12 protein-coding genes are annotated in these 11,315 nt (G+C 72.4%); 8 read left to right on the top strand and 4 right to left on the bottom strand.

What is annotated here, in order from left to right:
• Positions 1-74: 74 nt before the first annotated feature.
• Positions 75-200 carry an LPFR motif small protein gene (locus ACIP4O_RS23560; protein ID WP_010266821.1) on the bottom strand — a complete coding sequence of 42 codons (126 nt, stop codon included), beginning with the start codon at positions 198-200 and terminating at the stop codon, positions 75-77.
• Positions 201-319: 119 nt separating this feature from the next.
• Complete coding sequence (locus tag ACIP4O_RS23555; RefSeq protein WP_401577213.1) at positions 320-1,198, bottom strand: hypothetical protein; 879 nt, start codon at positions 1,196-1,198, stop codon at positions 320-322.
• 277 nt (positions 1,199-1,475) lie between these two features.
• Here ACIP4O_RS23555 and ACIP4O_RS23550 point away from each other — a divergent pair, with 277 nt between their 5' ends.
• The gene (locus ACIP4O_RS23550; protein WP_401577310.1) at positions 1,476-1,934 is read left to right on the top strand and encodes an ATP-binding protein; all 459 of its coding nucleotides are present in this window, start codon (positions 1,476-1,478) and stop codon (positions 1,932-1,934) included.
• Between the two features lie 52 nt (positions 1,935-1,986).
• Here ACIP4O_RS23550 and idi read toward each other — a convergent pair whose 3' ends face one another.
• Positions 1,987-2,583 (bottom strand): isopentenyl-diphosphate Delta-isomerase, encoded by a 597-nt coding sequence (gene idi, locus ACIP4O_RS23545; RefSeq protein ID WP_401577211.1) that lies wholly within the window; start codon positions 2,581-2,583, stop codon positions 1,987-1,989.
• Between the two features lie 117 nt (positions 2,584-2,700).
• Positions 2,701-3,612 carry a cation diffusion facilitator family transporter gene (locus ACIP4O_RS23540; protein ID WP_401577209.1) on the bottom strand — a complete coding sequence of 304 codons (912 nt, stop codon included), beginning with the start codon at positions 3,610-3,612 and terminating at the stop codon, positions 2,701-2,703.
• A 391-nt stretch (positions 3,613-4,003) separates the two neighbouring features.
• Between ACIP4O_RS23540 and ACIP4O_RS23535 the strand changes: the two genes are divergently transcribed.
• The 7 genes from ACIP4O_RS23535 (at position 4,004) to ACIP4O_RS23505 (ending at position 11,300) form a co-directional block, all read left to right on the top strand.
• Positions 4,004-5,908: a DUF5941 domain-containing protein gene (locus tag ACIP4O_RS23535; protein WP_401577308.1), complete on the top strand. Its 1,905-nt coding sequence runs from the start codon at positions 4,004-4,006 to the stop codon at positions 5,906-5,908.
• Entirely contained in the window at positions 5,905-6,657 is a 753-nt protein-coding gene (locus ACIP4O_RS23530; RefSeq protein ID WP_361321132.1) for a phosphocholine cytidylyltransferase family protein, read from the top strand. Before ACIP4O_RS23535 ends, ACIP4O_RS23530 begins: the two co-directional genes overlap by 4 nt.
• The gene (locus tag ACIP4O_RS23525; protein ID WP_361321130.1) at positions 6,645-7,706 is read left to right on the top strand and encodes an iron-containing alcohol dehydrogenase family protein; all 1,062 of its coding nucleotides are present in this window, start codon (positions 6,645-6,647) and stop codon (positions 7,704-7,706) included. Before ACIP4O_RS23530 ends, ACIP4O_RS23525 begins: the two co-directional genes overlap by 13 nt.
• Entirely contained in the window at positions 7,684-8,463 is a 780-nt protein-coding gene (locus tag ACIP4O_RS23520) for a CDP-alcohol phosphatidyltransferase family protein (RefSeq protein WP_401577207.1), read from the top strand. Before ACIP4O_RS23525 ends, ACIP4O_RS23520 begins: the two co-directional genes overlap by 23 nt.
• Before the next feature lie 105 nt (positions 8,464-8,568).
• Entirely contained in the window at positions 8,569-9,456 is an 888-nt protein-coding gene (locus tag ACIP4O_RS23515; protein WP_401577205.1) for a glycosyltransferase family 2 protein, read from the top strand.
• 121 nt (positions 9,457-9,577) lie between these two features.
• Entirely contained in the window at positions 9,578-10,522 is a 945-nt protein-coding gene (locus tag ACIP4O_RS23510; RefSeq protein WP_401577203.1) for an ABC transporter permease, read from the top strand.
• Complete coding sequence (locus tag ACIP4O_RS23505) at positions 10,509-11,300, top strand: ABC transporter ATP-binding protein (protein WP_010266784.1); 792 nt, start codon at positions 10,509-10,511, stop codon at positions 11,298-11,300. The genes ACIP4O_RS23510 and ACIP4O_RS23505 overlap by 14 nt, the downstream gene beginning before the upstream one ends.
• The last annotated feature ends 15 nt before the right edge of the window (positions 11,301-11,315 follow it).

The following is an 11,315-nucleotide window of genomic DNA, read 5'->3' as shown; positions in this document are numbered from 1 at the left end:
CCGCCTTCTGACTTGCGAAGCTTGGGGCCCATTCTGGCAGGCGGCGCCCGGGCGGCGGGGCAGGGTCGGCGCGCTCAGGCGCGGTGGGCGGTGCTGGAGGCACCGCCGAAGAGCCGTGCGACGGCGCGGAAGGGCAGCGTGACGACGGTGGCGATCGCGGAGCCGATCTGTCGCAGGACGTCGGCGATGGCGCGGAACATGGTGTTCTCCTTCCGGGGGTGTCGCCGGGGGAGTTCCCTTTCCGGCGTACCGGGCGTATTGCCCCGCGCCGTACGCCTAAACCCGCCGTGAACAGCGGCGCCGCGCGTCCGGCCGGGGCTCAGTCCTTGCCGAAGATCCCGGCCGGGAAGGCTCCCGCCGCGATGCCCGCGCGCGTGAAGCCGCGCGCGAGTTCGGTGAGGCGGGCGACGTCCTCGGCGCCGAGGTGCGCGTACGGGGCCTCGTCGAGCGCGTCCGTCTCCGCCTCGACGCGGGCGCGCAGGGCCTGCCCCGCCTCGGTCAGTTCGCCCTCCGCGTCGAGCAGCCCGCGCTCCCGCAGCCGGGCGACCGCCGCCTCCCAGTCCGCGCGGTGCCAGCCCCGGCTCGCGAGGACGAAGCGCGGCACCATGCCGCGCCCCGTGGCGGTGTGCGTCACGAGCGCCTCGACCGGGTCGAGCCCGGCCCGGAGCAGGACGTGCACGTGCGCGTCGCCCCGGTGCTCGCGCAGCAGCGTCGCCGCGTGCCAGTACGCGAGGTGCGGTTCCTCCGGTACGGGGAGCTCGGCGTGCGCCGCGTAGAGCGGGCGCCCCTCGGGGCGGCACGCCTCGGCGGCCCTCAGCGCGAGCCGCGCGGCGTCCTTCATCTCCGCCGACTCCACGGCGGCGTCCCCGAGCAGCCGCCGCAGCGAGCGGTCGACCGTGCGCAGGCGCGCCCGGAGCACGACGTCGGGAGCGGCCGTGTCCCACACGGCGGGCAGGTGGCGGGCGACGAGTTCCGGCGAGAAGTTGTAGAAGCTCGCCGTCACGGCCCCCGCCCCCACCCGTCCGAAGGCGGCGGCGCGCGTCGCGAGATACACGGCGGAGGAGTCGCCGAGCCCGATCCCGCCCATCTCGGCGGTGAGTTCGGGCGAGAAGTAGTGGAAGGAGTGCAGCGGATTGACGGCGTTGTGACAGCGGCGCGCGGCGCGCTCGGGCAGCGAGGTACGGGTCGGTTCGCTCATACCCGTACGTTACCTACTGGTAGGTACGTGGTGGCGCTGGCGGTGGCCGGGGGCGGGTCCCGATATCGCGGGGCGGGCGGCCCGGCCGGGGCGGTGGGAAACGTGGCCGTGCGATCCGGACCGTGCAGTCTGCGGCACCTGTCGTTCAGCGCATGACCGAACGCGGTCGAAGTCTGTCGATCTCCGGCCATTTGCGGTCAGTGGGGTGGTACGGACCTGCGAGGTCCCGACACTCGGGCGCGTGGTGACTACCGAACGCGACGACGACGAACCGGGCATGGACAGCGACGGGAACGACGGGGGTGCCGGGCCGAAGCCCTGGGAAGGGGTGTGGCGCTTCACCGCCCCCGCCGTCGACGTCTCCGTGCCGCAGGCCAGGCACGCGGTACGGGACCTGCTGCGCCGCCAGGGCGTCCCGCTCGCCCCCGACCTCGCCCAGGGCCTGCTGCTCATCGTCTCCGAACTCGTCACCAACGCGGTCCGGCACGCGGCCGTCGTCTCGCCCGAACTCGCCGTCGAGGTCGCCGCGGGAGCGGACTGGGTACGCGTCGCCGTCGAGGACGGCCACCCCTACCGGCCGACCGCCCTGGAGGCCGACGCGGGACAGACCGGTGGACGTGGGCTGCTCCTCGTCAGGGAGATCGTCCGCGAGGAGAGCGGTGCCTGCGACGTGGAGCACACCGCGGGGGGCGGAAAGGTCTGCTGGGCGGCGCTGCCGCTCTCCCCGCGCGCGTGAGGGCCGTCGGCGTGCGCCCCGCGGCAGCGGGAGCCGCCGCCGCGGGGGCGGCTCACCAGCCCGCCGTACCGCCCGTCAGCTCCCGCACCGCGGGCCGCACCGCGTCGAGCACGGTCGGGAACCACGTCGAGAAGGTGTCCCGCGCGTGCCGCTCGGCCAGTTCCCGGGGCGTCACGAAGACGGTCTCGGCGATCTCCTCCGGGTCCGGGACCGGCTCGCTCGGCGCGAGCCCGACGAAGAGGTGGTTGTACTCCTGCTCCACGAGTCCGGAGAGCGGGTCGGGGTGGTTGTAGCGGACCGTGCCGGCCTCGGCGAGCAGCGTGGGAGCGATGCCCAGCTCCTCGAAGGTGCGGCGGGCGGCGGCGGCGAAGGGGGCCTCGCCCGGGTAGGGGTGGCCGCAGCACGTGTTCGACCAGACGCCGGGGGAGTGGTACTTGCCGAGCGCGCGGCGCTGGAGCAGCAGCCGCCCCTCGCGGTCGAAGAGGAAGACGGAGAAGGCGCGGTGCAACTGGCCCGGGGGCTGGTGAGCGGCGAGCTTCTCCGCCGTACCGATGGTGGTCCCGTTCTCGTCCACCAGCTCCAGGAGGATCTCCTCGGTGCTGGCGGAGGGGGAGGACTTGTCGGCCGCGGTGGCTGATGAGATCGGCATGCGCATCCTTCGCTTCTGGCTTGCCCCAAGTCTGCCGTACGCCGCACGCGCCTCCCGCAACCGGCCGCCCACGCGTCGTGGCCGCCCCCGCTGCCTCCCAGGAGGGCCGGGACCCGTCTACAGGCAGCTACCGGCCTCGTGCTCCGCGTGCCCGGCGGGCTCCAGCTGGAAGGTGCAGTGCTCCACGTCGAAGTGGTGCCCGAGGCAGCCCTGGAGCTCGTGGAGCATCTTCTCGTGGCCGACCGAGTCGAGTACGGCCGAGTCGACGACGACGTGCGCCGAGAGCACCGGCATCCCCGAGGTGATCGTCCACGCGTGCAGGTCGTGCACCGCCCGTACCCCCGGCGTGCCCAGGATGTGCGCCCGTACCTCCGCGAGATCGACCCCGCGCGGCGCGGCCTCCAGGAGCACGTTGAGCGTGTCCCGCAGCAGCCGCCACGTGCGCGGCACGATCATCAGCCCGATCAGCAGCGAGGCGATCGTGTCCGCGTACGGCCAGCCGGTGAGCCACACGAGGAGCGCCGAGACGATCACGGCGAGCGAGCCGAGCGCGTCGGCCATGACCTCCAGGAAGGCCCCGCGCACGTTGAGGCTCTCCTCCTGGCCGCGCAGCAGCAGGCCGAGTGAGACGCAGTTCGCGACGAGACCCACGACACCCACCACGAGGGCGAGGGAGCCGTCCGTCTGCGCCGGCTCCATGAACCGCCGCACCGCCTCGTAGACGACGTACCCGCCCACCCCGAGCAGCAGCAGACAGTTCGCGAGCGCCGCCAGGATCTCGGCCCGCGCGTACCCGAACGTCGCCGTGTCGCTCGGCGGGCGCGCCGCGACGTGCACCGCGAGCAGCGCCATGCCGAGACCGAGCGCGTCCGTCGCCATGTGCGCGGCGTCGGCGACGAGCGCGAGCGAGTGCGAGAGGAGGCCGCCCACGATCTCGACGACCATCACGCCGAGGGTCAGCGCGAGGGCGAGGCGGAGCCGGCCGCGGTGCGCGTGCGTCGCGGTGCCGTGCGAATGGTCGTGGCCCATGGATGCCTCCCCTTCTCGCGGTAAGTGAACCCTTAGCCGCCGGAGTGAGGCAACACGAGGCTGAACACCGTTGTCATTGCGCTGAGCAGCGGCTTTCGCGGGGCGCTGTCCCGCACTCCGTTTCACGAGCGAGGGAGGGGCTCGATCGAGGGAATCCCGTTCGTCCGGATACGCCCCCGCGCGTTTGGGAACCCGCCCACCGATCGCGCATGATGATCACGCGCTTCGGCGGTTTCCCGGGCCGTGAACGGGTGGTGAACCCCCGGTACACGGCATCCGATAACCTCAGCCGACGCCCGCCCATCACGCTCCCCCCGGTGTGGTCCGCGGTGCTGGTCACCCCCTTCGCTGCCCGGCCCTCGCCGGGCCGGCCCCCAAGGAGTGAGTTCCTCTGTCGACCGCCATCCTCACCGGTCCGCCGGTGCCCGGCTCGCCCCTGGAGGGCGAGCTGCGGGCGCTCGGCTTCGGGGTGCGGGTCGTCACCGAGCCGTCGCAGACCCCGAGCGTCCTCGCGAGTGTCCCCGCCGGGGAACGCGTCGCGCTCGTCGACTCCCGGTTCGTGGGCCACGCGCATTCCCTGCGACTCGGACTCACCGACCCCCGGTTCCCCGCCGCCGCCGTCCCCGGCGCGGTCACCGTGCGGCCCGAGGCCCGCCCCGCCCTCGCGCACGCGCTCGACACCGCCGTACGCGGCGCCGCCCCGGCCGGCCGCGGCGCCCCCCTCGCGCCCGCCGCGCACCCCCTGCGTCAGCCGATGCCCGCCGAGGGCGGCGCGCCCGGCACCGAGGTGCTGCCCCAGACGGACACCGGCGGCGGCCCGCTGCCCGACCGGCTCGCGGGGCTCCTCGACGCGGACGGCACCGCCGTGCACCGCCCCGACCTCGGCTCGCTCGTCGCCGCCGTCCCCGCGAGCCCGCAGGAGCGCAACGAGGCGCGGCAGTCCGTCGAGGCCGTCGACGAGGAGGCGGTCCGGCTGCGCTCGGCGGTCAAGGCCCGCGACGGCTTCTTCACCACGCACTTCATCAGCCCGTACTCGCGCTACATCGCCCGCTGGTGCGCGCGCCGCGGCCTCACCCCCAACCAGGTCACGACCGCCTCGCTGCTCACCGCGCTCATCGCCGCGGCCTGCGCGGCCACGGGGACGCGGTCCGGGTACGTCGCGGCCGGCGCGCTCCTGCTCGCCTCGTTCGTCCTTGACTGCACCGACGGCCAGCTCGCCCGCTACTCGCTCCAGTACTCGACGCTCGGCGCCTGGCTCGACGCGACCTTCGACCGCGCCAAGGAGTACGCCTACTACGCGGGGCTCGCCCTCGGCGCGGCGCGCGGCGGGGACGACGTGTGGGCGCTCGCCCTCGGCGCGATGGTCCTCCAGACCTGCCGCCACGTGATCGACTTCTCCTTCAACGAGGCCAACCACGACGCCGCCGCGAACACGAGCCCGACGGCGGCGCTCTCCGGCAAGCTCGACTCGGTCGGCTGGACGGTGTGGCTGCGCCGCATGATCGTGCTGCCCATCGGCGAGCGCTGGGCGATGATCGCCGTGCTCACCGCGTGCACCACGCCCCGCGTCACCTTCGTCGTCCTGCTCATCGGCTGCGGCCTCGCCGCCTGCTATACGACCGCGGGACGCCTGCTGCGCTCGGTGACCCGCAGGGCCACCCGCACGGACCGCGCCGCCCAGGCCCTCGCCGACCTCGCCGACTCCGGCCCCCTCGCCCGCCTCTTCGCCCGCGCGCTCCGCCCGCTCGGCCGCGCCCTGCCGCGGATCGCCGTGCCGCTGCTCGCGCTGCTCGGGGCCGCCGCCGTCACCGCGAGCGCCGCGTTCACCTCCTACGGCTCCGCCTGGCCCGTGATCGGCGCCGCCGTCTACGCGCTGTTCTCCGCGCTCGCCGTCGCGCGCCCCCTCAAGGGCGCCCTCGACTGGCTCGTACCGCCCTTCCTGCGTGCCGCCGAGTACGGCACGATCCTGCTGCTCGCGGCGCGCAGTGACACGCACGGCGCGCTTCCCGCGGCCTTCGGGCTCGTGGCGGCGGTCGCCTACCATCACTACGACACGGTGTACCGCATCCGCGGTGGCACCGGCGCTCCGCCCCGCTGGCTCACCCAGGCCATCGCCGGACACGAGGGCAGGACCCTGCTGGTCGCCCTCCTCGCGGCGGTTCTCGGCGGGAGCGGCTTCGCCACCGCGCTCACGGTCCTGGCCGTGCTCGTGGCCCTCGTGGTGCTCTTCGAGAGCATCCGCTTCTGGGTGTCCGCAGGGGCACCCGCCGTACACGACGAAGGAGAACCCGCATGATCGGCCTCGTGCTCGCGGCCGGCGCCGGAAGGCGTCTGCGCCCGTACACCGACACCCTGCCCAAGGCGCTGGTGCCGGTCGGGCCCGAAGGCCAGGAGGAGAGCCTCACGGTCCTGGACCTGACCCTCGGCAACTTCGCCGAGATCGGCCTCACCGAGGTCGCGGTCATCGTCGGCTACCGCAAGGAGGCCGTCTACGAGCGCCGGGAGGCCCTGGAGGCCAAGTACGGCCTGAAGATCACGCTGATCGACAACGACAAGGCCGAGGAGTGGAACAACGCCTACTCCCTGTGGTGCGGTCGTGACGCGATCAAGCACTCGGTGATCCTCGCCAACGGCGACACCGTCCACCCCGTCTCCGTCGAGAAGACGCTGCTCGCCGCGCGCGGCGAGGGCAAGAGGATCATCCTCGCCCTCGACACGGTGAAGAAGCTCGCCGACGAGGAGATGAAGGTCGTCGTGGAGCCCGGCAAGGGCGTCCGCAGGATCACCAAGCTCATGGACCCGGCCGAGGCGACCGGCGAGTACATCGGCGTGACCCTCATCGAGGGCGAGGCCGCCGAGCAGCTCGCGGACGCGCTGAAGACCACGTACGAGCGCGACCCGCAGCTCTACTACGAGGACGGCTACCAGGAGCTCGTCAACCGCGGCTTCACCATCGATGTCGCCCCCATCGGCGAGGTCAGCTGGGTCGAGATCGACAACCACGAGGACCTGGCCAAGGGGCGGGAGATCGCGTGCCGGTACTGACGCGGCTGATTCCCTCGCCGCTCGCCGTCGACATCCGCCCCGGCGCCCTGGACGATCTTTCGACCGTCCTGTGCGACCAGCGCATCTCGGCGTCGGGCAAGCTCGCCATCGCGATCAGCGGCGGTTCCGGGGCCAGGCTGCGCGAGCGGCTGGCCCCGGCCCTGCCGGGCGCGAGCTGGTACGAGGTGGGCGGCGGCACCCTCGACGACGCGATCCGGCTCGCCGACGCGATGAAGTCGGGGCACTACGACGCCGTCGTGGGCCTCGGCGGCGGCAAGATCATCGACTGCGCCAAGTACGCCGCCGCGCGCATCGGGCTGCCGCTCGTCGCCGTCGCCACGAACCTCTCGCACGACGGGCTCTGCTCCCCGGTCGCGACCCTCGACAACGACGCGGGCCGCGGTTCCTACGGGGTGCCCAACCCGATCGCCGTCGTCATCGACCTCGACGTCATCCGCGAGGCCCCGGCCCGGTACGTGCGCTCCGGCATCGGCGACGTGATCTCCAACATCTCCGCCGTCGCCGACTGGGAGCTGTCCCACCGCGTCACCGGGGAGTCGATCGACGGACTCGCCGCCGCGATGGCCCGCCAGGCGGGCGAGGCGATCCTGCGCCACCCGGGCGACGTGAGCCAGGACGACTTCCTCCAGACGCTCGCCGAGGGCCTCGTCATGACGGGCATCTCGATGTCGGTCGCCGGGGACTCGCGCCCCGCGTCCGGTGCCTGCCACGAGATCAACCACGCCTTCGACCTGCTCTTCCCCAAGCGCGCCGCGAGCCACGGCGAGCAGTGCGGAATGGGCGCGGTCTTCGCGATGCACCTGCGCGGCGCGGGCGAGCAGGCCGGCTACATGGCCGAGGTCCTGCGCCGCCACCACCAGCCCGTGCTGCCCGGCGACATCGGCTTCTCGGTGGACGAGTTCGTCCAGGCCGTCGAGTTCGCCCCGCAGACCCGCCCGGGCCGCTACACGATCCTCGAACACCTCAACCTGTCGACAGACCAGATCAAGGACGCGTACGCCGACTATGCCAAGGCCATCGGTAGCTGAACTCCGCCCCGTCGTCCACCCCGCCGGGGTCAAGGACCGACGCAGCGGCGAGCACTGGGCCGGCCGGCTCTACATGCGCGAGATCTCGCTGCGCATAGACCGGTACCTGGTGAACACCAAGGTCACGCCCAATCAGCTGACCTACCTGATGACGATCTTCGGTGTCCTCGCCTGCCCGGCACTGCTGTGGCCGGGCGTTCCCGGGGCCGTGCTCGGGGCCGTCATGGCCCAGCTCTACCTGCTCTTCGACTGCGTGGACGGCGAACTGGCCCGCTGGAAGAAGCAGTACTCGCTCCAGGGCGTCTGGCTCGACAGGGTCGGTGCCTACCTCGCCGACGCGGCCGTCCTCGTCGGCTTCGGGCTGCGCGGCGCCGACCTCTTCGGCAGCGGCCGCATCGACTGGCTGTGGGCCTTCCTCGGCACGCTCGCCGCGCTCGGGGCGATCCTCATCAAGTCCGAGACCGACCTGGTCGGCGTCGCCCGCCACCAGGCCGGGCTGCCCGTCGTCAAGGACGCCGCCGCCGAGCCGCGCTCCTCCGGGATGGCGCTCGCCCGCCGGGCCGCCGCCGCCCTCCAGTTCCACCGGCTGATCCTCGGCATCGAGGCCTCGCTGCTCATCATCGTGCTCGCGGTGATCGACCAGATCCGCGGCGACCTCTTCTTCACCCGTCTCGGGATCGCCGTTCTCGCCGCTATCGCCCTCGTGCAGACGCTGCTGCACCTCGTGTCGATCCTCGCCTCCAGCCGGCTGAAGTGAAGCGGTCCGTGACGGACGAACACGTGCGACGAGCGATATGAGCGCCGCGTTCCGGGCACCGGGTTCCCCCGGGCTCCGGGGCGCAAGAAGGAAGAGGAAGCAGGCATGAGTCAGTCCGCGCCGACGGTGGGCGCCGTCATCATCACCATGGGCAACCGGCCCGAGGAGCTGCGACTGCTCCTCGACTCGGTCGCCAAGCAGGAGGGCGAGCCCGTCCAGGTCGTCGTCGTCGGCAACGGCTCCCCGGTGCCCGAGGTGCCCGAGGGCGTCCGCACCGTCGAGCTGCCCGAGAACCTCGGCATCCCCGGGGGCCGCAACGTGGGGATCGAGGCGTTCGGCCCGGGCGGACGCGACGTCGACATCCTTCTCTTCCTCGACGACGACGGGCTCCTGGAGCGGACCGACACCGCGGAGCTGTGCCGCGAGGCGTTCCTCGCGAACGAGAGGCTCGGCATCATCAGCTTCCGCATCGCCGACCCCGAGACCGGTGTGACGCAGCGCCGCCACGTCCCGCGCCTGCGGGCCTCGGACCCGATGCGCTCCTCCGAGGTCACGACGTTCCTCGGCGGTGCCAACGCGGTCCGTACCCAGGTCTTCACCGAGGCCGGGCTGTTGCCGGGGGACTTCTTCTACGCGCACGAGGAGACCGACCTCGCCTGGCGTGCCCTGGACGCCGGCTGGTCGATCGACTACCGGGCCGACATGGTGCTCCTGCACCCCACGACGGCCCCCTCGCGGCACGCGGTCTACCACCGCATGGTGGCCCGCAACCGGGTCTGGCTCGCGCGCCGCAACCTGCCGCTGCTCCTGGTCCCCGTCTACCTCGGCGTGTGGCTCCTGCTCACCCTCGCGCGGCGGCCGAACGGTGCCGCGCTGCGGGCCTGGTTCGGCGGTTTCCGCGAGGGCTGGTCGAAGGGCTGCGGTCCGCGCCGCCCGATGCGCTGGCGCACGGTGTGGCGGCTCACCCGGCTGGGCCGCCCGCCGATCATCTGACACGCTGTCCCGCAGCACGCCGTACCGCGGCGGTGCCGGTGCCCCGGGTGCGAGCGCGCCCGGGGCACCGGCAGACCGCGATCCCGCAGTTCCCGCAGCCCCCGCAGACGAAGGTTCCCCCGTGAGTGACACAACGCAGGAGAAGGGCGCCACGGTGAGCACACCCACGCTCCCGCCCTCGCCCGACGAAGGGCTCAGCCGCCCCGAGCTGGCGGCGAAGTACGGGCTGACGGTGAGCGGTGCCCGGCCCGGGCTGCTCGCGTACATCCGTGAGCTGTGGGGCCGCCGCCACTTCATCCTGGCGTTCTCGCGGGCGAAGCTCACCGCCCAGTACAGCCAGGCGAAGCTCGGCCAGCTGTGGCAGGTCGCGACGCCCCTGCTCAACGCGCTCGTCTACTTCTTCATCTTCGGGCTGCTGCTCGGGGCGCGGAAGGGCATCGACAAGGACATCTACGTCCCCTTCCTCGTCACCGGCGTCTTCATCTTCTCCTTCACACAGTCCTCGGTGCAGGCGGGTGTACGGGCCATCTCGGGCAACCTGGGGCTGGTCCGCGCCCTGCACTTCCCGCGCGCCTCGCTGCCCGTCTCCTTCTCGCTCCAGCAGCTCCAGCAGCTCCTGTACTCGATGATCGTGCTGGTCGTGGTGCTCTTCGCGACCGGCTGCTGGCCGAACATGCGCTGGCCGCTCGTCCTCCCGGCGCTCGTGCTCCAGTTCGTGTTCAACACCGGGCTGGCGCTGATCCTCGCGCGCGCCGGGGCGAAGACGCCCGACCTCGCGCAGCTCATGCCCTTCGTGATGCGCACGTGGATGTACGCCTCGGGCGTCATGTTCAGCCTTCCGGCGATGCTCGCGGACAAGGACGTGCCCGGCTGGGTGGGCGACGTGCTCCAGTGGAACCCGGCGGCCGTCTACATGGACCTCGTGCGGTTCGCGCTCATCGACGGCTACGGCAGCGGCTACCTGCCGCCGCACGTGTGGGCCTTCGCGCTGGGCTGGGCGGTCCTGATCGGGGTCCTGGGGTTCGTGTACTTCTGGAAGGCGGAAGAGCGGTATGGCCGTGGCTGAGGGACGCAACGCGGGCCGGGAGCACATGCCCACGGTGATCGCGGACGAGTTGCACATCGTCTACCGGGTGCACGGGGCCAAGGGCGGCAAGGGCAGCGCCACGGCGGCGCTCAACCGCATCGTCAAGCGCGGCGACTCGCCCGGGGTGCGCAAGGTGCACGCCGTGCGCGGGGTCTCCTTCACCGCGTACCGGGGACAGGCCATCGGCCTCATCGGCTCCAACGGCTCGGGCAAGTCGACGCTGCTCCGCGCCATCGCCGGACTGCTGCCCGCCGAGAGCGGCAAGGTCTACACGGACGGGCAGCCCTCGCTGCTCGGCGTCAACGCCGCCCTCATGAACGACCTCACGGGCGAGCGCAACGTGATCCTCGGCGGGCTCGCGATGGGGATGAGCCGCGAGGAGGTCAAGGCCCGCTACCAGGAGATCGTGGACTTCTCGGGGATCAACGAGAAGGGCGACTTCATCTCGCTGCCGATGCGGACCTACTCCTCCGGCATGGCGGCCAGGCTCCGCTTCTCCATCGCGGCGGCCAAGGACCACGACGTCCTCATGATCGACGAGGCCCTCGCGACGGGCGACCGCTCCTTCCAGAAGCGCTCCGAGGCGCGGATCAGGGAGCTGCGCAAGGAGGCCGGGACCGTCTTCCTCGTGAGCCACAACAACAAGTCGATCCGTGACACGTGCGACCGCGTGCTGTGGCTGGAGCACGGGGAGCTGCGGATGGACGGGCCCACGGCCGAGGTGATGAAGGAGTACGAGAAGTTCACCAGTAAGTAAATAGCTGAAATGCCG

Origin of the sequence: Streptomyces sp. NPDC088923, from assembly GCF_044749745.1 — a bacterium.
In the GTDB taxonomy this organism is placed as follows: domain Bacteria; phylum Actinomycetota; class Actinomycetes; order Streptomycetales; family Streptomycetaceae; genus Streptomyces.
The sequence above is the reverse complement of the archived record's forward strand: the minus strand, read 5'-3'. Positions and strand labels throughout refer to the sequence as shown.